The sequence below is a fragment of the Arachidicoccus rhizosphaerae genome, assembly GCF_900107765.1.
Lineage (GTDB): Bacteria > Bacteroidota > Bacteroidia > Chitinophagales > Chitinophagaceae > Arachidicoccus > Arachidicoccus rhizosphaerae.
Genome location: NZ_FNQY01000009.1, coordinates 51,798 through 72,566 on the forward strand (window position 1 = coordinate 51,798; position 20,769 = coordinate 72,566).

The window sequence follows — 20,769 nt, forward strand, 5'->3', positions numbered from 1 at the left end:
TTTGTTTGAGCATCGATCCCTCACATTTTTTCTATTAGTAATACCATAGTAGCAAAAAGTTAATTTCAGCTGCTGCACTTTTGCCCCGTTGATAACACAAACGAAAAAATTTAGAATTTATGTTTCAGTCAATCACGTGGGGCACCTATCTGCATTACTTGTTCATTATTATCCCGGTTTATTATGCGGTGGTTCTGTCGCTTTATTTCAGACAGGAGGTTGTGGGGTTGTTTACAAAAAGGAAACTTCGACGGAAACTGGAAGGAGACGGTGATCTATTAGATGCTCCATAACTATTTAATTAAACCTATTGGGTGGGCGGTGAATGCTGAAGGGACGGGGTTGAGGTGAGGAAAGGTCGTTCTCCCGCCCACCACCTAATTGTTGTAATATTTTTTCAATTATAAAATCGAGCACTTTGAAGAAAAAACTGGTTTTGTACAGCCTTATGACCGGATTATTTCAATTGAGATATAAGATGGTAATGGCTCAGGCAGATGGCAATGCGGGTATCTCTCAGGCGACAAGTCTTATTAAAGGTTATTTCAATACGGGGATTGACTTAATGTACGCAGTTGGAGCGTTGGTTGGGCTAATTGGGGCGATAAAGGTATATAATAAATGGAGTGCGGGCGAGCCTGATACAACCAAGGTGGCTTCCAGTTGGTTTGGGGCTTGTATTTTCCTGGTGGTGGTGGCAACGGTGCTGAAGAGCTTTTTTAAGGTTTAAACTTTTAAAATTATAAGCATATGCAAAGAGAATTGCCTATCGCAGAAATTGATGGAGTGGATTTTTATGTGGATGCGGAACGTGAAGAGCTTCGGCAGGTGGACAGCCCTGGAAACTGCATCTCCTTTAGTGTATTCCACTCGAAGAATAATGGTTATTACTTTATATACAATAGAAAGAGCCGTTGTTGGTCCTGGGACAAATCGTATATAAATGGCCATTTAGGTGATCACCTGGTAGTAACCCTTCCTGCACTGATGGAGTTAGATCCGGAGGGTATGGCGATACGTTATGAAATCCCCTTAGAGATGCTTTCTCCTGACTCTTTACCCAAACCGCCTAAGCGGGTGACTGCGGCATTAAGTCCATTGAGTCGTTGTTTGTAGAGATTGTTGCGCATTTAAAAGTTGAATTTATGAGATTAAGAGAGCTGAAGGTGCTGATTGCCAGAAGGCTGGTAGGTCATTTGCCCGTTATTAATATCTGTGGACAGCCATTTTTTGTTGATATCCGTGCGCAGCAGTTAAGATCGGTGGCGGATTATGGTAAATATCTCCCCTTCTATTTAATGCATCCTGATCCAATGACCCATGGAAGGCGTTTTCTGTATGATCCTAAGGCAATAGAACTGTATGCTCCTTTGGATAGTGATTTTGGCGTGCCCGATACCCTTGTTTTGGTCCATCTGCCCTTTGAACTCATGATGGATCCGATTGGAGTGGCAAAGATGAATGGGTATGATATGGATTTAGCGCTTAAAATGTATCCGCTTCAAAAGGAGTTGAAGGCTATTGTCACAGAGCTGGACACAGACACTACCTTTTATTTTATTCAACTTTTTACGGCAAAGGTGTCGCCGGGCGGTTTCGCTGGTGAGCGGGATTGTTGCCAGAAAGAAGGCAGGAATGGGAAGGTGGCCTGCTGTCATCACTGTGGGCGGCAATTTTAATCATTAGATATGCAAGCGTTACAATTTAAGATTAACAAAGGTGTTAACCGGCCTATTGAATTTAGGGGGTTGAAGGCGCAGTATATATACTATTTGGCGGTGGGATTGGCCGTCTTACTGGTGCTCTTCTGTGTATTGTATATTAGTGGTACGCCGGTTTATCTGTGTCTTTCCCTGATTTTGCTTCTTGGTGCAGGCCTTTTTGTTTCCGTTTCTAAACTCAATCGTCGGTATGGGCAATTTGGCCTGATGAAGCGTTCCGCTTTGCGGCGCTTACCCAAGGCTATTCGGCCTGGTTCCAGGATGATCTTTCGTTTGATGAAGTCACGCATATAATTTTCTGATAAATAATGATCCCTTTAGTTGTTGTTTTTTCTATTGTAATGGCAGTCCTGTTTTTAAGGAGCAGGCTTTCAGACGATGGTTTTGTGTCCCTGGATGAAAGCTTTCCCCTTTGGAAAGTGGAAAATGATTGCATTTTGGCCAAAAATGGTGATATCACGGTCTGTTTCAGGCTGACTTTACCTGAAATCTTCTCTCTTTCCGGGGCTGAATATGCTGCTTTGCATGGGCACTGGGTAAAAGCGATTGGGATATTGCCTGCTGGTACGACACTGCATAAGCAGGACTGGTTTCAGGAGGCTGGTTATAAGGCTGATTTTGAGCAGGACGGTATTGCCGGTAATGATGGTGATGATTTTATCAGTGGCTGTAGGGAAAGATTCTTCCACGAACGACCGTATTTACAACACGAGAGCTTACTGTTTATCACCTGGACGGCTGGCGGAAGCCGCCCCGGTAATTCTGCGGCTTCTAATTTGTTGAAAAAATCCATTGTCCCGAAAGGCGCTCTCGATAATAAGCGGATGCAGGAATTATTGGAGACGGTTGGTAAATTTCAAAAACTGCTGTCTGACAGTGGGTTGATTCAGATAAAGCGGGTGTTCTCCCCGGAGATTACCGGTGGCCCGGATAAGCCTGGACTATTGGAACGGTATCTTTTTTTGCTGAAAGAAAATGATCGGCCTGTTTTAAAGGACATCCTGCTGAAACCGGACTGGAAAATCGGCGCAGCTTTTCCCGAGCTTTTTACCCTGGCGGATGTCGAGCAATTACCTGCTGGCTGTGGTCCTGTGATGGATTATACGAAGTATGCTACGGACAAGACCAGGTTTTCGGTTGGATTTGCTGCTCCGGTAGGCTTGTTACTACCCGTAAACCATGTTTATAATCAGTATATCCGGATTCTTGATACGAGTACGACTTTAAAGCGACTGGAAGGCAAAAGAAAACGGCTCCAGTCTTTATCTGCCTATAGCCGGGAAAATAGTATTGCAAAAGACGCGACGGCTGATTATTTGAATGAAGCCATTGGTGATAACCGGCTGCCGGTGAAGGCGCATTTTAACTTGCTGGCCTGGACTGAAAACAGGGATGGCCTGAAGCCACTTCGTGGCAATGTTGCTGCTGCTATCTCTCATCTGGGGGCTGTCCCTTATCAGGAGTCGGCAGGTGCCCCACAGATCTGGTGGGCGGGGTTACCTGGCAATGAGGGGGCAATGCCGGAAAATGAGTGCTTCGATACGTTTGTAGAGCAGGCCAGTTGTTTTCTGAATATGGAAACGGCCTACCGGTCCTCTGATAGCCCTTTTGGTATCCGGCTCGGTGACAGGTTAAGCGGCCTGCCGGTCCATGTGGATATTTCTGACGAACCGATGAAAAAGGGGATGATTACTAACCGCAATAAGATTGTGGTAGGCGGATCCGGCAGTGGGAAGAGTATGTTTATGAATCATCTGTTGCGAAGTTATGTCAGTCAGGGTGCGCACTGCATTGTGGTGGATGTGGGGCATAGCTATGAGGGGCTTTGCGAACTTTTGGATGGGTATTATTTTACCTATACGGACGAGGAGCCTATTTCCTTTAATCCTTTTTACATTCCGGAAGGTGCGCTACTGGACACGGAGAAGAAAGAGAGTATCAAAACACTGTTGGTGGCCTTATGGAAGCAGGGAGACGAGACTTTCAGGCGCAGCGAATATGTGGCCATTTCAAATGCGTTAAGTGGTTACTATACCTTCTTAAAAAGCACCGGGACGGTGTTTCCTTGCTTTGATAGCTTTTATGAATATCTACAGACAGCTTTTGTCAGGGAGCTGCAAAATGACGGCGTTAAGGATCGGGACTTTGATATCGATAATTTTCTGTATGTCCTGCGGCCTTATTATAAAGGAGGTGAATTCGATTATCTGCTCAATGCAAGGGAAAATCTGGATGTCATGAGCCAGCCTTTTATCGTCTTTGAACTGGATAATGTCAAGGATCATCCGATTTTGTTTCCGGTGATTACCCTGATTATTATGGAGATGTTCATTTCTAAGATGCGGAAGCTGAAAGGTGTTCGTAAGGTCATTGTCATCGAAGAAGCCTGGAAGGCGATTGCCAGGTCCGGGATGGCGGAGTTCATGAAATACCTCTATAAAACAGTACGTAAGTATTACGGGGAAGCGGTGACCGTTACACAGGAAATTGATGACATTATCAGCTCACCGATTATTAAGGAAGCGATTATCAATAATGCAGACTGCAAGATCCTGCTGGACATGAAAAAGTTCCAGAATAAGTTTGAGGCGATACAGGAGGTGCTGGGGATGAGTAATAAGGGACGGGACCTGGTACTTTCCATCAATAGAGCCAATGATCCGGACAGAAGGTACCGGGAGGTCTATATAGAACTGGGTAACCAACTGATGAAAGTCTATCGGTATGAGCCCAGTCCGGAAGAGTTTTATGCTTATTCAACGGAAGAGACGGATAAGCTCAAAGTTAAGCGATATACGGAAAAATTCGGTGGTGATATCAAAAAGGGCCTGGCTGCACTGGTGGCGGATATGAAAAGCGAGGGGACGGCTTAGGTTGTATAGTAACAAAATACACAAGTGAGTAATAATACAAAGAATTCCTATGAAAAGAAGCTATTTCGTCAGCTTATTGTTAGCCTTTTCGCTGAGTCTGTCAGCTGGCAATTTGCAGGCGCAGATCATTCCGGGCATTGGCAATATTTCCGGACTGATCAACCGGGCAATTAAGGCCATAGATCTTAAGATCCAGCGGATGCAGAATAAAACCATTGGTCTGCAAAATGCCCAGAAGGTCATTGAAAATGCGATGTCGAAACTGCATTTAAAAGATATCGCTGGCTGGGCGGAGCGGCAAAAGTCGTTATATGATCAGTACTTCCGGCAGTTGTGGCAAGTGAAAACGGTGCTGACCAGCTATTGGAAGGTGAAAGAGATTATTCAACGGCAGGTGCAGTTGGTGAGTGAGTATAATAGTGTCTGGGGAATACTAAAAAATGATGACCATTTTTCTGTAGCGGAATTAAATCAGATGTACCGGGTTTATGGGGGTATTCTGACCGAGAGCCTCCGGAATCTGGACCAGCTGATGCTTGCCTGCAGTATGCTCACGACACAGATGTCGGATGGGAAGCGAATGCAACTGATCGTCGACGCGGGTAAGTATATAGAAAAGAACCTGGCTGATTTACGCAGTTTTAATAATAGTAATGTACGGTTGAGCCTGGCTCGGGCCGTGGATTTGGCGGATCAGCTGATCACCAGAAAAATGTATGGTATTCAATAAATAAACTAAAATATTCTATAGTGAAGCGATTCTATTTGTTACTGCTGATAACAGTGCTCTTTATGGGCAGTACGGATGCCCAGAGTTTCAGTGAGTGGTTTAAACAGAAAAAGACGCAGAAAAAATACCTGTTGGCCCAGATTGCGGCCCTCGGGACTTATCTGAAGGCGGTAGAAAAGGGGTATGATATAGCTCAAAATGGTCTTTCTGTCATTTCTGTGCTGAAGGATGGTGATTTTATGCAGCATGTGTTGTATTTCCAGCGCCTTGAGATGGTTAGTCCAAGGGTTAAAAAATACGCTAAAGTGGTAGGCATTGCAGAAATGGAGGACCGCTCTGAACAGTGCCGAAGTGCGTTGTTGACTGATAAGAGGCTGGATGATCTGTTGAATGCCCGGGAATTGAGCGCTGTTCGTCAAATATGTAAAGAGGCGGATGATGACGCTGAGAAAGACCTGGAAGAATTGGAGCTACTCGTTGCGGACGGTAAACTGAAAATGACGGATGATGAAAGGATACTACGTATTGATGGGCTGTATCTGGAAGTTAAAAATAAACTGGGAAGGGTTTTGCTCCTTGCTCAAAATGTTCGGTCGCTGATGGCTGGCAGAGCAAAGCACAGTAGTGATATCAAGGTTCTGAAACAGTTATACGGTCAATAATAAATCGCTGTTCTTAATCCTAATGGAAAATACAGCGACATGGACAGCGGTAGATTAGGTTTAGGGAATGTAAAATATGTTTAGAAAGGGATTTATACAAGGCATCGGAGTAAAAAAGCAGCTACAATGAAAGTAATCATGTACATAATGATGGCCCTGGGTTTTCTGGGGAGCATGACAACGTCAGGGGTGAAAGCGCAGTCGGCTGAAGTGCAGCAATTACTGCTGGACGTAACAAAATTGTCGCAGTTTAAGCAGCTTTTAAAAGATCTGCAAACGAGTTATGGTATCCTGAATAAAGGATATAGTACGATTAAAGATATAGCGGCAGGAAATTTCAGTCTGCATAAGGCTTTTATGGATGGGTTACTGATGGTGAATCCTTCACTCGCTAAGTATAGGCGTGTGGCGGATATCATCACTGATGAAAAAGCTATTGTATCGCAGTACAAGACTGCTTTTAAGTATTTTAAATCGAGTGGCTGGTTAAGCCCCGGTGAGTTGGATTATTTAAGCAAAGTATATAGTCACCTGGTGAAAGGTAGCGTGGACAATCTGGATGCCCTTGCCACGGTACTCACTGCTGGAAAACTGAATATGACAGATGATGAACGTCTGACGGAAGTTAACAGGCTTTATCATGATACGCATCAGATGCTGCAGTTTTTAATAGGCTTCAATAGTAATGTGTCAATGTTGGTAGCGCAACGTGGTGGACAAGACTTGGATATGGTTAATCTTAAGCAGTTGCAAGGGCCAAGTAAATAAAAAAGAAAGATAAATGAAGTATAATTTAAAAAGGGGATGGTTGTTACTGCTGGGGGCTATACCCTTATATGTGCACGCGCAGGCGGTAAGTGCGAATAGTATCGGTCCTAATGGGGGGCTGAATGGAGTGCTCGATAAGCTGTTTGAGGAGATGATTCCCCTCGCTGGGCGGCTGATAGGCGTGGCGCAGGCCATTGCGGGTTTTGCTGCGCTGTGGTATATCGCAGCCCGCGTATGGAGGCATATTGCAAGGGCGGAACCCATTGATTTCTATCCGCTTTTGCGCCCATTTGCATTGGGACTCGCTATTTTGTTTTTTCTGCCACTGGTGAACCTGATGAATGGAATTCTTCAGCCTACGGTGGTGGGCACAAGGGCGCTCGCCGGAGATAGTCAACAGGCAATTTTCCTACATATAGCCCAGGAAGAGCAATCACTCAAAGAGCCGCCACCGGTAGGGGCTTATCCGTCAACTGGGGGGACTGCCGAATATGAGCAGCCGGACGGCAGCAGCGATGGAAGTGGTTTTTCCACCGGGCTTAAAAGTGCTTTTTCTTTTTTTAGCATTAAAAGTATTTTTAAATCCATCGTCACTGGGTTGGTTAATCTGCTGTATGAAGCGGTTTCTCTCTGTATTAACACGATCCGCACTTTTTACCTGATTATATTGGTTATACTGGGCCCGATTGTACTGGGCTTAAGTGTCTTTGATGGCTTTCAGCATACGCTGCCAAACTGGTTTGCGCGCTATATTAATATTTATATGTGGTTACCTGTGGCCAATATATTTGGTGGCATCACGTCAAAGATTCTGGAGAATATGATGACGCTGGATCAGGACTTCTTTAGCAGTACTGCCTATATCATCTTTATGATTATCTCTATTGTAGGTTATACGACGGTGCCTAATATAGCCAGTCATATTGTTCATGTGGGTGGCAGGGACACGCTGCTTCATAAGGTGAATGCCTTAACCCGGGGTGCCGGTAAGGCGGCAGCGCGCAAAGCAGGATTGTAACAATAGCTGGAGTCTAAACTTTATCATTTACAAAATCTATAAACCTATTTCTTGTGTTTCAACAATTGAAAAATATTGATAAGGCATTTAAGCATGTGAGACTGCTGACAATTGTTGTTGTCCTGGCAAGTATGGCTATTTGTGGGTATGCCATTGCCAAGAGCTATCAAATGGTTACCCGGGCGGAGCGGCGTATTTATCTCCTGGCAAATGGCAAGGCCATAGAGGCGTTCTCTGCTGAAAGAAAAGATAATATACCGGTGGAGGCCAAAGATCATATCAAGATGTTTCATCACTACTTTTTTAGCCTGGATCCGGATGAAAAGGTGATTCACGAGCATATTGTCCGGGCCCTGAATCTGGCGGACGGTTCCGCCAAATCGAAATATGATGACCTGAAAGAGGACCGGTATTATTCCGGGATTATCTCCGGTAATGTAAGTCAGAAGGTGGTGATGGATAGTATGGCGTTCAGCATGGATACTTATCCTTATTATTTTAAGTACTACGGAAAGGAAAAGATTATCCGACCCACCGTTGTTGTTACCCGCAGCCTGATAACGGAAGGGTTTCTGCGCAGTGTTTCCCGAAGCGATAATAATCCACATGGATTTTTGATTGAACGTTGGCGGGTGCTGGAGAATAAGGATTTAAAAACATCTCAGCGCAGTATTTCCTCCGGTAGACAGGATAATTATTAATGAATCGAAAATAACAGGATGATGGGCAATTCAAAAAAAGACAATCCAGAACAAAGGAGGATTGATCGTTCGACATTAGGGACTATGGGAATCAAATGCCGCTTCCGTCAGTTGAAAAAACAATTTGATAATTGGAAGTTATCGATACTTAAACATCTGGAGCGCATAGATGCCGGATTGAGTACCCGGCAGCGTAAATGGCTTTTTTACCTTGGACTTGTTTGTTGGAGCAGTTGGCTGTTTTACCTCTTGGGAACGGCGATAAGAAAGCCTCCGGCTTCCTTTGTACTCCCTTTTACTGTTGATAGCAGCAGGGCAAGCCTAAGACAATTGAATAATAGATCTTCCGGGCAGCGGTATATAAAAAGGCCGCAGAAAGCCATACCAGAAACCGTTACCGATACGGATTATTCACCTTTAAAATTAAATAGTCATGACTGAGATCAATCCTATTAGTCAGCAGCTAAAAAAACGGCGACAATTATTACTTGTACTCCCTTTACTTATTCTTCCTTTTGTAACGCTGGCCTTCTGGGCACTGGGTGGTGGGAAAGGCAGCGGGAAAGATGACAATACGCAGCCTTCCGCCGTCGGTATTAATTCGGATGTCCCTGAGGCGAATGTCTCTTTCAGACCGGAAGATAAAATGAGCGCCTATCTGGACGCAGACAGGAAGGAGGAGGCCAGAATGCAAGCCTTAGGTCGGTTTAGTTACCCGGAAGGGAAGGATAGCGTGATGGGGAATATTCGCCCTTTGGAGGAGGAAGTTCAGGACCCGAATAGTTTAAAGGTCGAGCAGAAACTGGCTGATCTGCAAAAGGTATTAGATGCATCCAGTAGTTTGCAGCAACAGGGCATGGCTTCCGTACCCTCTATTAATCCTGCTACTTATGGGTTACAACCAGGTGAATATCCTCCAGACGAAGGCGTAGAACAGATCAGTCGATTAAATCAATTAAATGACCTGATAGCAAGATCAGCGGCGTCTGGTAGTAGTGGTGATGATAATGATGATGGGGAAGGCCAGGATGGAGATATGCAGCAGGTTAATACCATGCTGGATAAGATATTAGCGATCCAGCATCCTGATAAGGCTGCTGAAGACTTGAAGAAGCGATCCGGGGCGGATAAAGGACGTGTTTATAGTATGCAATCTGCACCTGAGTATTGGAAGGTTCCTGTTTTGCAGTCTGCCTTAAAACCTGAAAGCGGGAAGCCTTTGGTAAAGCCTATGATGAATACTGATTCTGTGGACTCTGTGGGTTCTGTGACTGTGGGGAGTACGGTGTCGAGTAAAGGGCCGGGGCAAGGGTCGGGTGCCGGAGGGCTCTCCAGTGTCCCCTTCAGTATTCAGCCACCGACTGGTGCTTGTGCTTTTTATGATATCGATCCGGATGATGCGGTGAAGAGGGAGGCGCATTACACAGTGCAGGCGGTTATTGCCGGGTCGCAGACGCTGGTAAGTGGGGCTGCGGTCAAAATGCGTTTAACGGCCGATGTTTTTATAAATGGGATACGGATACCAAAAGACAATTTTGTTTATGGTACGGGTACTGTAAATGGTGAGCGGCTGAAAGTGACGATCAGCCATATCCGTTTTAAAGATCAGATTTTCCCGGTAGACATGAAGGTATATGACCTGGATGGCATGGAGGGGATACGCATCCCCGGTGCTATTGGTCGGGATGCTTCTAAAGAGGGGGCGGACAGGGCCCTGCAAAGTGTGCAAATGATGTCGCTGGATCCCGGTATAACGGCTCAGGCAGCAGCGGCGGGTATTGAGGTCACCAAAGGGCTGCTCAGCAAAAAAGTAAAACTTATCCGGGTAACGGTAAAGGCGGGTTATCCGATATTATTACTGGACGAGCAGGGACTTCAAAAGGAGATTCAATAAAAGGCGTTGATAACCGTCAATTGCCTCATCTAATAACCTAATAAAAGGGACAGAATATGATAAAATATATCCGGGTGCTGTTTATGTTGCTTATTGCGGTGATCCCATTTGGCGTCTTCGCACAAAGTGGTCATATAGCCTCTGATGGGAAGGATGCGGTGGCTATTGCTTCAAGAAACTTAAGTATTAGCTGTAATAAGACCAGTATGCTGGTTTTTCCGGCTGAAATTCAAAGTGCGGATCGGGGGGCTGCTTATGTGCTGGCGGAAAGAGTGAAGGGTTCCAAAAATGTGCTGAAAGTGAAGGCGGGAAGACCTGATTTTGATCCTTCGAGTCTTACGGTCATTACTGCGGATGGTCAGGTGTATGTTTTTAATGTCACTTATACGGCAAGTCCGGCGTGTTTGGTGTTGGATTTTAGAAATGATTTGTCAGGGGAGGCTCCGGTGCGCTTTAAGGAGCAAGCCTTAAATAGCGCTGAGATGGTTAGTTCTGCTGCGGCAGCGAAGGGGCGTGCGCCTTTTTTTAAGCGTGTTCATCGGGAAAAATATGGCCTTGATTTTAAACTGGAGGGTATCTATATCCAAAAGGAGGTGCTGTTTTTTAAATTCAGGTTGCATAACGCTTCCAGTATTCCTTATATCCGCTCTTCTCTCAACTTTTTTATCCGGGATTTGAAAACGACGAAACGGACCGCCATGCAGGATAATGAGCTTAAGCCTTTATACACGCAGTCCTGGGGGATGCCTGAGGATGATACCGGGCAAATGATCGTAGTGGCACTTCCCAGGTTTACGATAGCGGATAATAAGAAACTGACGCTTGAGCTTATGGAGAGGGATGGTGACCGGGCTATTTCCCTGGACTTAAAGGAGCGGAAGTTTCGGAAGACAAAAGAACTTTATCATCAATAAAAAAGCATATGAAGGAATCGTTTTTGCCTAAACAGGAAACCCTGTTAACAGAACTCCGGAATTGGAAAAACACGGAGAGTCTTTGTGGAAATGTCTATAATGACGAGGCGGTAAAGAGCAGGCGCTTCCAGAAGCTGAAGATGCAGACTTATCAGGTGCTTTATGGAAAATATAAAGGTACCAGCCTTTCGTCGGATGAGAAGGCTTTGCACCAGATGCTGCGCCATCAGTATAAGCAAATTGAGCTTAAACTTTATCCTAACGCTTTGGCGAGAGTGGGCATGCGTGCATGGAATGCTGCGAGGCGGAAGGTGGAAGGACTTGTTAATGGCGGCGCTAAACCGGAGAATCGGGAATTGTTTAATGCTGCCGGGTTAACGTCTGTTATTTCTGCTAATGGGGCTGTAAATGTGGCGGAGCCTTCTGTTGCAAAATCAAAGGAGCAACAGATGGAAAATAGCAGCCGGCCTGAACGGTGGGTGAATGACCTGGGACGAAAAAGCAAAGGCCAGGAAAAAAGCCAGAAAATGGAGATCCACAGAGGGGGCCGTTGAAATTAGTTACACAATGTTTTAAAAATTAATTATGGAAAGCGAAATGAGAAAGCAGGAAGATAATGATATACAGCAATTTATTCTGAATCTTCCCGAATTACAGGAAAATGTGAAGATGGCGGGGTTTGGGGATTATTTTAATGAGGAGCTTGCTCGTGAGGTGCTTTCGGGGAAGGAGCTGTTTGCTCTTAGCCAGTCTTTGCAAATTGATAAGGATAAAATGGACTATAAAATGGATATCCGGATAGATAAGGTTAAAAAGAAAGGTTATCTGAATGATATGTATGCCATACTTATAGAAGAAAGTGGCGAGATGCGCAGCCAGCAGTTTCCCCGTTTTTTGCGGATTACGGCAAAAGAAGCTTATAATCTGCTTAAATGGGGAATTAGCTCGGGGGTAGAAAAGTCTCTTTTCAATAGGGAGGGTGTGAAATATCGCTCTTTTATTACCCTGGATATCACGTCCGAAAAGGATCTGTATGGCAGTTATCCGCTGTTGCAATATCACGAAAACTATTATAGGGAGCCGTTTACGATTCAAGGGGAGCTGCGCAAATTGCCAGTGGAGATCAGGGAGGCCAAGGAGGATGTGGAGCGGCTGATCGCTTCCCTGAAAAGAGGGAATATGACCGCTGTCACGGCTGTTGTGGGTGGCGTGGAGCAAAGTGCCTTTCTGTCTGTCAACGCGAAAGCGGGTCGACTGGATCTAAGAGGTGCAAATCTGGAATTAATGGACCCGGCGCATTTTGGAGCAGGATAGCGGTGTATGTAAGGTGCTTAATTAACCGGAGGTTTACAGGAAGCCCGGGAGAATAAATTTAGTTTGTGTGCAGGGACTCGTTGTCGCTTGTAAAGGCTGACAATAGGTAAAACTCCTGGAAATAATTTGAATGAATAAAAAAAGTAAATGACTACAAATGCAAAGCAGGTAGCGGACAGAATTGAGGGGGTGCTGGCCTCTGATCAGTGGGCCGCTATTCTGAAATCTACTTCCGGTAGAATGAGACTCGGGGATACTACCTCCTTTAAACTAAAGGAAGAGCTGGATCAGGGAAACCTTTCTTTGGTGTTCAACTATGAATTAGGGAAAGAAGGGCTTTTTCTGTCTACTTATGACGGGAAGTTCATTTCCGGTGAAAGCGTTCAAAAAAAGCTTGGTGATAAGGCCCGGTCTGGTATTGAGCGGACTTTTAATGCGGCGGGAAGCTATGTGTTTAGTCTTCAGGAGGCTATTAATTTGTTGGAAGGGCGCTCTGTGCTGAAATCCTATGTTTCAATGGATGGCGTTGAAAAGAATGGATGGTTTAAAGCGGAGAACGGTGCGAAAAGCAAAGATTTACAGTTTTTCTTTTCTGGTGGGCAGGTTATTTTACCTAATTATGATCTGGGCGGTGTTTTGAAGAAGTTACCGATGGCGGCTGGAAATTTTGTGCAGAACCGGGAATTGATCAGGTCGTTACAATACGGGGATTTACAGGCGGTCAAATTGACTAATAATGCTGAAGTAGCTACTTGTTTTATCCAGGCTGATCCTGCCTCTAAAAGCGCTCTTCTTTTTGATGAAACGGGGAGGCGTATGGAAATCCCGCAATTGACGGTTGACGGATCCTTGGTGAATACCCGCAGGCATAGAGATAAGGGGCTGTCAATGGGGTGACAGAGGTAGGGTTGCTGCTTATGTATAGATAGTTGGATTGATAGTCATAAGTGCATTAGAGCGTTTCTGAAAAAAGGGAATGGCTGGGAAGCGATCGTTCATTATGTGATTAAAATTTATAATTATGGGAGAATATGTAAAATATAAAGGGGCTGAAGTCAAGATAGGCACCTGTGAAAGTTTGTATTATGTGACCTACCCTAAATTCAAGGAGGCATTCGATCAGAAACTACTGACACCTTCTGAATTCAGTGTTCATCCGGCGAGGTGCCTGGAGGTGGATAGCGGGTTCTTGTTTAGGTTTCCGTTTCCGGATGAGGATAAGCTGGCATTTGGGGAGATTGGCAAGCATGGCTTTAACAGAGGATTGCCGATCAAAATTGTCCCTGGAGGGGATAAAGACCTCATTGGGTTAAAAGATAAACCTACGGATCAGGAATTTACGATCCATCTTATTCAACAAAAGTTTGTTCGCAGGGAAAGCGACGGAACTCCGGTTATGGCGGCCGTATTTAGTGAGCCGGAATCGAGGAAGGTATTTAGGATTGAGGAGGGCTCAGATATTCTGAAAATTGCCGGGCAAATAATGGAGCATCATATAGTTCATGAATCTGACCGGAAGTTGTCTATGCAGTATTCTCAAATCGCTACCAGGATGCTAGCGGGATATGGTTTAAAGCCTGATATGTCCCTGAGGAATTCCCTAAACAATACGAAAAGACGGGTTAAAAGGTCAAAGCAAATAAGTAAAGGTCGGGGCTTATAATTTATAGGTAGTTGCGAAATAGGGAGTTGGACCAAATGAACTTGTTCATTTGGATGATTTGGAATAGGCCGTTTTAAAGCCAAGTTGCAGATAAATATTTGGCCATTGGAACTGGGCAGTTGGAGCCGGGTTTCTTTAAATGACGCTCTGTGGTTTCTGTCAGGCTGAGTTCTTTTATTTAGTGTCCCATTTTTGCAGGATGATGTGTCGGCCTAAGCAAACATAGTGGTTGTGGAATGGTTTGGATTGTTACTTTTTAATTTTTGGTTGATAAAAGCTGGGAGATTTTATGGGATATTTACGAAATGATCATTTGGTTACTGTTGATGATTTGGAGAATTTGAAGGAGGAACTTTTGGTTAACATGCGACAGATATTTGCTGGCAGAAGTGAGCAACCTGTAAAAAAATGGCTTAAGGCTTCAGAGGCACGTAAATTACTGGGTTTTTCTCCCGGTAAGCTTCAGGTGGTCAGGGATAGTGGCTTGCTCACGTTCTCGAAGATTGGAGGCAATATATATTATGATCGCGATGATCTTATGGCTCTTTTTGAGAAATCTAAAGTTGCGAAAAAATAAATTATTGATATGGATGGATTTGGGAATAAAATACCGCCCTTAAAAGAGCATGTTGTTATCTATTTTATTCAGAAGGGGTTACGTGAGCGTGATGCGCTGGATTTCTTCAAATACTACAGTAACAGAGATTGGACCGGAAAGCGGAATAAACCGGTGCTAAATTGGAAAAGGGTGGCGTGGAATTGGATCATGAGTTTTTTATAACTTTGTTCCGGTGGTTGTAATTTAAAGATCTGAGAAATGTTGTGAAATTTATTTAGAAAAGATTAAATTTGGTTTAAATATTAGAGATGCCTCTTGCAAATATTATTGATATCTGTATCCCTCTGGATATAGCTATATTAAGTATAGCCTATCCAATTATCCTTGATAAACTGTCTAATTTTGGCGATAGATATGGATCTGAGTATCTTGAAAATGCCTTTAATTTAGAATATCCTCAAAAGAAAGTTTTTACTTCCTTTGAAAATAGTTCGAGTGTTAATTTGATTTCCGGGATCACATTAATTTCGTTTTTGTTATTGATTTTCCCTATGAAGCCAATTATTCTTATTAATTGTTGGGTTATTAATAATTCTGCAGATCTTATAGTATTGGTGTGTACGGGATTTCTATTGTTTACTTTTATCAAATTTATTGATTTAGTGAGATTGTATACTGGGAAATCTACAGATCTTCTTAAACATGTAATAAGCCAATATTACAAATTTGATAACGGAAATTATGATGAGTCTATTTATCTAAAGTGCATAAATGAGCTTTCTTATTATTCTGTTGAAAAACAAGATGAACACCTTCAAGAAACATTGTTGAAATTCTATTATGGCCTCTTTTCTAGGATCAGAAGAAATAGCAAAACGAGTGAGGATCTAATATACCCATCAGATCTTTATTTTATGACCTATAAGTTATCTGAAATCAGCGTTAATACTAAGAAAAATAAACTTGCAGCAATAGAAGACCGAGCAGTAAGTGGTAGTTGGTTGCTTGGAAATGAAAATGTCAAAATTTCCGAACAAACATATAATTGGTTATGGCGTAACCTACTTGTTATTCATAAAAAAAAATCCATGATTCGGAGTTTTTGGGCGAATTCATTTAATTATTATATGTTTACGTTACGTGCGATTGACGAAGAATATAGAGGTAGGGAGCTCGTCAATGAAAATGAGATTCGAATCCGAGAGGAAGAAAGACGAATTTTTATCCAATTTCATTTAGCCTTGGGAGGACTACTCCTTTATAGGTCACAATATGCTTCTTTGAAGTATATTTTCGAATATTCACAAAGTACCCCACCAAATTACGTTCTGTTTCCTCAGTCAATGACTAGTATTTTTTATTGGTTTGAATATTTTTACAATGATTTTTCTTTTGATAGTCGTCTTCAGTACAAATATCCGTTTCCCGGCTTGAATAATTTAGGTAACGGTGATGGTGTAAAAATGTGGATATGTCGCTATATTGCTCTTTTATTTGTAAGGCAGTTCTTTATTGATGCACACTATGTTTATCAAAAATTTACAGATCAGCCGGTATTGCCAAATGAGATTGTAGACTTGATGGATTTACAAAATTGTCTACCGTATTTTAAAAGCTGTTTAGCTTTTGTTATTCAAAATAAGGGATTACTGGAAACTGTATCGTTTATATCTTCCTTAGAAGAAAAATATTACCAATTCTTAACTAATCTTGAAGATCGAATTAAAGATAAAACAAAGGAGGTAAAGCTCAATGCGAAATTATCAAAAGAAAAAATAGAACAATTTAATCTTACCTCAAATATGCTTCTAAGCGAGGCTGTATCTGAATATAGGTTAGCTGGAGTGTTTACTGATCATTTAGTTAGTGGACATCGATTTATTGCATCAACAATTGAAGGAACGTCTGTGTTGCTGTCAAAGTCGGCTTTTGTTGAAGGAGATATCCCGCATTTGAATTTCGACAGAATATTGGCAGATTCAATTAGCCGACGTTTAATTAAGTTTAAAATACCAGGAAGTTTTGGAGTGGCTGCAACTAAAAGATATCTGGTTAAAATGAATGATTTAATAGCTACATTGACAAAGATTAGAAATGGCAACGATGATCTTGTTTTAATTTTGATCAATAGGGATTATGAACTTGATATTGATTTTAAAAAGCATGGATTTATGGTGAAAGAAATACGAGCATTGGGGCCTGGTATTAGAAATGAAATTTATATTTTGAGGGAAAAGGATTTACCGGCTATTGAATTTAAGGAGTTAGACGGGAAGGAAATTGATGAATTCGGCTTAAAATCAATTAATGAAGAGCTTAGGATTTATTCTTCTATAGTTTTACTATCTAAAGTTGAAAGTAAACCTTCTGGCAGTGAAAGAAGAGATGATCCTAACAGTGATAGTTTAAAGGTTCGTGCAAGCATAATGTTTCATTGGTTGGTTTCTTTTTCCGAAGATAGAGAAGTTATCAAACTTAACATCTTTTCACCTTATAAAGAACAAGGAATTCCGAATGACTTAAAAGAAATTGATCCTTTAGTGTAGTGCGGCAATACATCAATAGGTATAAAATCTTTAGTTTACATGGATTAGTCTCAGGTTATTTATTGCCATAATTCGGAAATATTAATTGCAGGCTAAGCCATTGTGCTGAGAAATTTGAAATTGTATTCACATCATAATTTGCTTTAATTTAACCAGAATTTGTTTTTTATTCAACTGCACCATCATTTAAAAACCATTTGTGACTCGCTTAATTTGTTTGGGTAGAACAACGTTTTTCGTCATTTATTTAGGAGCCTTCATCAGTCTGGGCTGTGGTAAAAGTGATAACCATATTTCTGCCAATAATAGGAAGATATCGGTTGGAGCCTAGGCCACTATTTTTATATAGCGGTTGCAAGTGGCTCTAAACAATACCTGTCGGCTAATGCATGGTGCATAGCACTTAAGTCCATTTATCAAGAAGATGATTAGAGAAACGGCACATATGCCGGTGGGATAGCTTTTTTCTTTCCGCCTGATCTTGGCGCCGGCAGCTATTATCTTTGTAGTGAAGATGAATTAGGCCGTTAATTAGCATCGGATCCAGCTAAAAAATATTTGTTTGTTCGTTGTGTGGCTGGGAATCACCTATCCTAATGTCGGTGTTGTCTCGTATACCAGTAGCCTGGCAAATGGTGGAGTCGCAGAATTGACTATCGACGCACAAGACACTTATCACGTAAATATCAAAAAGGCAGTAAAACTTGACTTAGAGCTATAATACTCCCCAAATCTTGGACAGTGAATTTAGGCAAAATCGACTAAATTTACATGACAATGAGCAAAAAGGGAAGACGCAATTTTAGCGCAGCATTTAAAGCAAAAGTGGCCGTGGAGGCCTTGAAGGAACAGTCCACTCTGGCGGAACTGGCCAGTAAGTATGAAGTTCACCCGACGCAAATAACCGAGTGGAAGAAACAGTTACTCTCCGGGTCCGAGGAGCTCTTTGAGACTGGTAAGAAAGCCCATAAGGAGGCAGATTTGGAACAAGAAAAGGATGAATTATACAAAGTTGTCGGTCAGCTCAAAATTGAGAATGACTGGCTGAAAAAAAAATCTGAACAGGTCTTTGGCAAAAACTGGAAGACTGGCTTTGGTAAATAAGGCTGAGAAGCGCTTGAGCATCCAAAGACAGTGTGAACTGTTAGACTTGCCCAGGAGCAGCTATTATTATACCCCATCTGAAGAAACGGCTGAAAACCTAGACCTTATGGATATGATAGACAAAACCCATTTGAAGCATCCTTACTACGGCGTAAAGCGTATGCGTGCTGAATTGAGCACTCCCCAGCGTCCATTAAATGAGAAACGAATACGCCGGCTAATGCGCAAAATGGGGCTAGAGGCCATTTATCCCAAATCCAACACGAGCAAGCCATGTAAATGGAACGAAAAGTTCCCTTATTTGCTACGAGGGGTGGATATTGAACGCGCCAATCAGGTCTGGAGCACGGATATCACCTATATACCTATGGCCAGGGGATTTATGTACTTGTGTGCGGTTATTGATTGGCAAAGTCGCTACATTCTTTCCTGGACTTTAAGCAATACACTGACTACAGATTTCTGTATTGAAGCCGTTCAGCAAGCCATCGACCGATATGGGGTTCCGGAGATCATCAATACGGATCAAGGCAGTCAGTTTACCTCGGAAGAGTATGTAACGATGGTCAAGGGGTATGGTATCCGTCACAGTATGGACGGCAAGGGTCGTGCAACGGACAATATCGCAATCGAGCGGTTTTGGCGAAGCTTAAAATATGAGAATATTTATTTGTACAGCTATAAAAGTAGCTTAGAGTTATACACCGGCATTAAGGAATATATGGCATTTTACAACGAAGAGCGCAAGCACCAAAGTTTAGAAGAAAAAACGCCAAAGGCTGTATATATGGGTCTTAATGATCCTACCGCTTTTACCACAGAAAATTTTCTATACGGCTCGTCAAGCTTTGGGGGCTTGACGGCCTAAAAATTTTCCATGGAAAAAGCTACATCAAAATGAATAGCAGTTATCTTTACAACACCAATTATAAAACCCAAAATTTCTGTCTAAACATTGGGGAGTACAATAAGCCTCGCAGAACATCCAGCATTCAGGACGAGGAAAAATCCTATCTTTTCCAAATAACTAACGGGCACTAATTAGTCCTGAAGGTACGTCAAATTCTTACGAGAATTTAACAATGTATTTGCTCCTGTATGAATATCGGATAAGGAATAAGTCGACTGTGTTTTTTACAGAACGGACTAGACGAACAACAGCAGGTCGTTTAATCAGCCGGCTCTCCTCGTTTCTAGCGAATATCTTATATAACACCGATTGTCAATGGTAAACATGAGAACGTACCGAGTTTAAGTAAGGCGCTGATCCTTATGGACTTAAACTAACAAAGCATGATTTGTGTACACCGAGCCCCTGAAGTAATCTTCTTTTGCAAATCTCGAATCAGTCAAAGGGTAGATTGTGTTTTGACAATGTTTTGCCAGTTTTAGCCTCTCGGGTTGATTTTTATACTTGCTGGAGATTTAAAATATTTGCATGTATATTTGTGTCTTAAATAAACTAATGAAAAGGAACTGCTTATTTCTATTGTACGTAGTCCTAGTAGCCTGCTTTGGCTGCTCGAAAAACAGCGACAATCAGAAAATAAAATTACGGATGGGCTCTTATTATCTTTCTGATACGGTTTATTTTGATTCGCTGAGGCTGTATACAAGACATACAGTTACATCGGATACCAGCGTTATTAGCCCGATACTAAACCGTTTTGCAAATGAAGAATTCTTTGGTAATGATATTATCGGATTCACAAAAAATGAATTTAAACTGATTCCTGATTACCAAACACTGGACAACCCGTTTGCAAATAGCTCTGTCAAAATTCTTTCTGGACAAATTGCTATATTACTAAATTTCCCTGTCGTGAAAGACTCAACAATCTGTGATATCACACCAAATTCTGATGGTACATATACCCTCACTAATAGAGATTCATCAGATTACTACGCAGCTGGCTGCAGCGCCATCGAATTAAGCATGCTTGATACCTTGGATTTCCGTAAGTACAGAATACATGGTGGCGTTGATGTAACTTCTCTCATATATCGAGGACGTAATAAATTTCTTATTGAACAAAAAAATGGACAAATAGTCATTCATGCTTTCACTGTATTAATTTATAGTTCGGAGGGATGTTGGGGATTAATCAGCAATTCACTGAAAAGGCATTTTCCTCCAACTATAAACCTATTGAAGCCGGGTGACACAGTCCTGATTCAAAACAAAACATTTGCATATAAACAATTATGATAATCAAAATTCCTTTATAACTATATGAGTTAAGTAGGGGTGATTTTATTGTGGGAAACGCAGTTAGCCTGTGTTAAAATTTATGTATCAATT

The 20,769-nt window shown here is 42.3% G+C and carries 22 protein-coding genes; all 22 read left to right on the plus strand.

Annotation, left to right across the window (positions count from 1 at the left end):
* The first annotated feature begins 119 nt into the window (after positions 1-119).
* The 22 genes from BLU80_RS19540 to BLU80_RS09280 all read left to right on the plus strand — a co-directional run bounded on the left by BLU80_RS19540 (position 120) and on the right by BLU80_RS09280 (position 20,676).
* The gene (locus tag BLU80_RS19540) at positions 120-293 is read left to right on the plus strand and encodes a hypothetical protein (RefSeq protein WP_170831192.1); all 174 of its coding nucleotides are present in this window, start codon (positions 120-122) and stop codon (positions 291-293) included.
* Between the two features lie 125 nt (positions 294-418).
* Positions 419-730, plus strand: a complete 312-nt coding sequence (locus BLU80_RS09175; RefSeq protein WP_449371660.1) for a DUF4134 domain-containing protein — start codon at positions 419-421, stop codon at positions 728-730.
* Positions 731-762: 32 nt separating this feature from the next.
* Positions 763-1,116, plus strand: coding sequence for a hypothetical protein (locus tag BLU80_RS09180; RefSeq protein WP_139188116.1), 354 nt, complete (start codon positions 763-765; stop codon positions 1,114-1,116).
* Positions 1,117-1,145: 29 nt separating this feature from the next.
* The gene (locus BLU80_RS09185) at positions 1,146-1,679 is read left to right on the plus strand and encodes a hypothetical protein (RefSeq protein ID WP_091397017.1); all 534 of its coding nucleotides are present in this window, start codon (positions 1,146-1,148) and stop codon (positions 1,677-1,679) included.
* Between the two features lie 9 nt (positions 1,680-1,688).
* On the plus strand, positions 1,689-2,015 hold the full coding sequence (locus BLU80_RS09190; RefSeq protein ID WP_091397020.1) for a DUF4133 domain-containing protein: 327 nt from the start codon (positions 1,689-1,691) through the stop codon (positions 2,013-2,015).
* Between the two features lie 14 nt (positions 2,016-2,029).
* Positions 2,030-4,594, plus strand: a complete 2,565-nt coding sequence (locus tag BLU80_RS09195; RefSeq protein WP_244518843.1) for a TraG family conjugative transposon ATPase — start codon at positions 2,030-2,032, stop codon at positions 4,592-4,594.
* 49 nt (positions 4,595-4,643) lie between these two features.
* Entirely contained in the window at positions 4,644-5,324 is a 681-nt protein-coding gene (locus BLU80_RS09200) for a hypothetical protein (protein WP_091397023.1), read from the plus strand.
* A gap of 20 nt (positions 5,325-5,344) precedes the next feature.
* The gene (locus BLU80_RS09205; protein ID WP_139188117.1) at positions 5,345-5,986 is read left to right on the plus strand and encodes a hypothetical protein; all 642 of its coding nucleotides are present in this window, start codon (positions 5,345-5,347) and stop codon (positions 5,984-5,986) included.
* Between the two features lie 126 nt (positions 5,987-6,112).
* The gene (locus BLU80_RS09210; RefSeq protein ID WP_091397028.1) at positions 6,113-6,754 is read left to right on the plus strand and encodes a hypothetical protein; all 642 of its coding nucleotides are present in this window, start codon (positions 6,113-6,115) and stop codon (positions 6,752-6,754) included.
* A gap of 13 nt (positions 6,755-6,767) precedes the next feature.
* On the plus strand, positions 6,768-7,772 hold the full coding sequence (gene traJ / locus BLU80_RS09215) for a conjugative transposon protein TraJ (protein ID WP_091397030.1): 1,005 nt from the start codon (positions 6,768-6,770) through the stop codon (positions 7,770-7,772).
* 53 nt (positions 7,773-7,825) lie between these two features.
* Entirely contained in the window at positions 7,826-8,473 is a 648-nt protein-coding gene (gene traK, locus BLU80_RS09220) for a conjugative transposon protein TraK (protein WP_091397033.1), read from the plus strand.
* Positions 8,474-8,491: 18 nt separating this feature from the next.
* A complete protein-coding gene (locus BLU80_RS09225) occupies positions 8,492-8,914 on the plus strand; it encodes a hypothetical protein (RefSeq protein ID WP_139188118.1) in 423 nt (140 codons plus the stop codon).
* The gene (gene traM, locus BLU80_RS09230; RefSeq protein WP_091397039.1) at positions 8,907-10,367 is read left to right on the plus strand and encodes a conjugative transposon protein TraM; all 1,461 of its coding nucleotides are present in this window, start codon (positions 8,907-8,909) and stop codon (positions 10,365-10,367) included. Before BLU80_RS09225 ends, traM begins: the two co-directional genes overlap by 8 nt.
* Before the next feature lie 56 nt (positions 10,368-10,423).
* Positions 10,424-11,281: a conjugative transposon protein TraN gene (traN, locus tag BLU80_RS09235; RefSeq protein WP_091397042.1), complete on the plus strand. Its 858-nt coding sequence runs from the start codon at positions 10,424-10,426 to the stop codon at positions 11,279-11,281.
* Positions 11,282-11,289: 8 nt separating this feature from the next.
* A complete protein-coding gene (locus BLU80_RS09240; RefSeq protein WP_091397044.1) occupies positions 11,290-11,835 on the plus strand; it encodes a hypothetical protein in 546 nt (181 codons plus the stop codon).
* 31 nt (positions 11,836-11,866) lie between these two features.
* Positions 11,867-12,595 (plus strand): hypothetical protein, encoded by a 729-nt coding sequence (locus tag BLU80_RS09245; RefSeq protein ID WP_091397047.1) that lies wholly within the window; start codon positions 11,867-11,869, stop codon positions 12,593-12,595.
* A gap of 147 nt (positions 12,596-12,742) precedes the next feature.
* Positions 12,743-13,492, plus strand: coding sequence for a hypothetical protein (locus BLU80_RS09250; RefSeq protein ID WP_091397049.1), 750 nt, complete (start codon positions 12,743-12,745; stop codon positions 13,490-13,492).
* Positions 13,493-13,616: 124 nt separating this feature from the next.
* Positions 13,617-14,258, plus strand: coding sequence for a hypothetical protein (locus BLU80_RS09255; RefSeq protein WP_091397052.1), 642 nt, complete (start codon positions 13,617-13,619; stop codon positions 14,256-14,258).
* A 289-nt stretch (positions 14,259-14,547) separates the two neighbouring features.
* On the plus strand, positions 14,548-14,835 hold the full coding sequence (locus tag BLU80_RS09260) for a helix-turn-helix domain-containing protein (protein WP_091397055.1): 288 nt from the start codon (positions 14,548-14,550) through the stop codon (positions 14,833-14,835).
* Between the two features lie 290 nt (positions 14,836-15,125).
* Positions 15,126-17,363 carry a hypothetical protein gene (locus BLU80_RS09270; protein ID WP_091397061.1) on the plus strand — a complete coding sequence of 746 codons (2,238 nt, stop codon included), beginning with the start codon at positions 15,126-15,128 and terminating at the stop codon, positions 17,361-17,363.
* Between the two features lie 777 nt (positions 17,364-18,140).
* Positions 18,141-19,335, plus strand: a protein-coding gene (locus tag BLU80_RS09275; protein WP_244518845.1) for an IS3 family transposase whose coding sequence is annotated in 2 segments (ribosomal slippage) — positions 18,141-18,421 and positions 18,420-19,335 — 1,197 coding nt in all. Because the reading frame shifts where the segments join, the coding sequence is not laid out codon by codon here.
* A 690-nt stretch (positions 19,336-20,025) separates the two neighbouring features.
* The gene (locus tag BLU80_RS09280) at positions 20,026-20,676 is read left to right on the plus strand and encodes a hypothetical protein (protein WP_091397065.1); all 651 of its coding nucleotides are present in this window, start codon (positions 20,026-20,028) and stop codon (positions 20,674-20,676) included.
* Positions 20,677-20,769: the final 93 nt, after the last annotated feature.

Bases quoted from the DNA above. Each gene is read 5' to 3' on its own strand.
- BLU80_RS19540 (WP_170831192.1), top strand. From the start codon at position 120: ATGTTTCAGTCAATCACGTGGGGCACCTATCTGCATTACTTGTTCATT.
- BLU80_RS09185 (WP_091397017.1), top strand. From the start codon at position 1,146: ATGAGATTAAGAGAGCTGAAGGTGCTGATTGCCAGAAGGCTGGTAGGT.
- BLU80_RS09190 (WP_091397020.1), top strand. From the start codon at position 1,689: ATGCAAGCGTTACAATTTAAGATTAACAAAGGTGTTAACCGGCCTATT.
- BLU80_RS09195 (WP_244518843.1), top strand. From the start codon at position 2,030: ATGATCCCTTTAGTTGTTGTTTTTTCTATTGTAATGGCAGTCCTGTTT.
- BLU80_RS09200 (WP_091397023.1), top strand. From the start codon at position 4,644: ATGAAAAGAAGCTATTTCGTCAGCTTATTGTTAGCCTTTTCGCTGAGT.
- BLU80_RS09210 (WP_091397028.1), top strand. From the start codon at position 6,113: ATGAAAGTAATCATGTACATAATGATGGCCCTGGGTTTTCTGGGGAGC.
- traJ (WP_091397030.1), top strand. From the start codon at position 6,768: ATGAAGTATAATTTAAAAAGGGGATGGTTGTTACTGCTGGGGGCTATA.
- BLU80_RS09225 (WP_139188118.1), top strand. From the start codon at position 8,492: ATGATGGGCAATTCAAAAAAAGACAATCCAGAACAAAGGAGGATTGAT.
- traM (WP_091397039.1), top strand. From the start codon at position 8,907: ATGACTGAGATCAATCCTATTAGTCAGCAGCTAAAAAAACGGCGACAA.
- traN (WP_091397042.1), top strand. From the start codon at position 10,424: ATGATAAAATATATCCGGGTGCTGTTTATGTTGCTTATTGCGGTGATC.
- BLU80_RS09240 (WP_091397044.1), top strand. From the start codon at position 11,290: ATGAAGGAATCGTTTTTGCCTAAACAGGAAACCCTGTTAACAGAACTC.
- BLU80_RS09245 (WP_091397047.1), top strand. From the start codon at position 11,867: ATGGAAAGCGAAATGAGAAAGCAGGAAGATAATGATATACAGCAATTT.
- BLU80_RS09250 (WP_091397049.1), top strand. From the start codon at position 12,743: ATGACTACAAATGCAAAGCAGGTAGCGGACAGAATTGAGGGGGTGCTG.
- BLU80_RS09255 (WP_091397052.1), top strand. From the start codon at position 13,617: ATGGGAGAATATGTAAAATATAAAGGGGCTGAAGTCAAGATAGGCACC.
- BLU80_RS09260 (WP_091397055.1), top strand. From the start codon at position 14,548: ATGGGATATTTACGAAATGATCATTTGGTTACTGTTGATGATTTGGAG.
- BLU80_RS09270 (WP_091397061.1), top strand. From the start codon at position 15,126: ATGCCTCTTGCAAATATTATTGATATCTGTATCCCTCTGGATATAGCT.
- BLU80_RS09280 (WP_091397065.1), top strand. From the start codon at position 20,026: ATGGGCTCTTATTATCTTTCTGATACGGTTTATTTTGATTCGCTGAGG.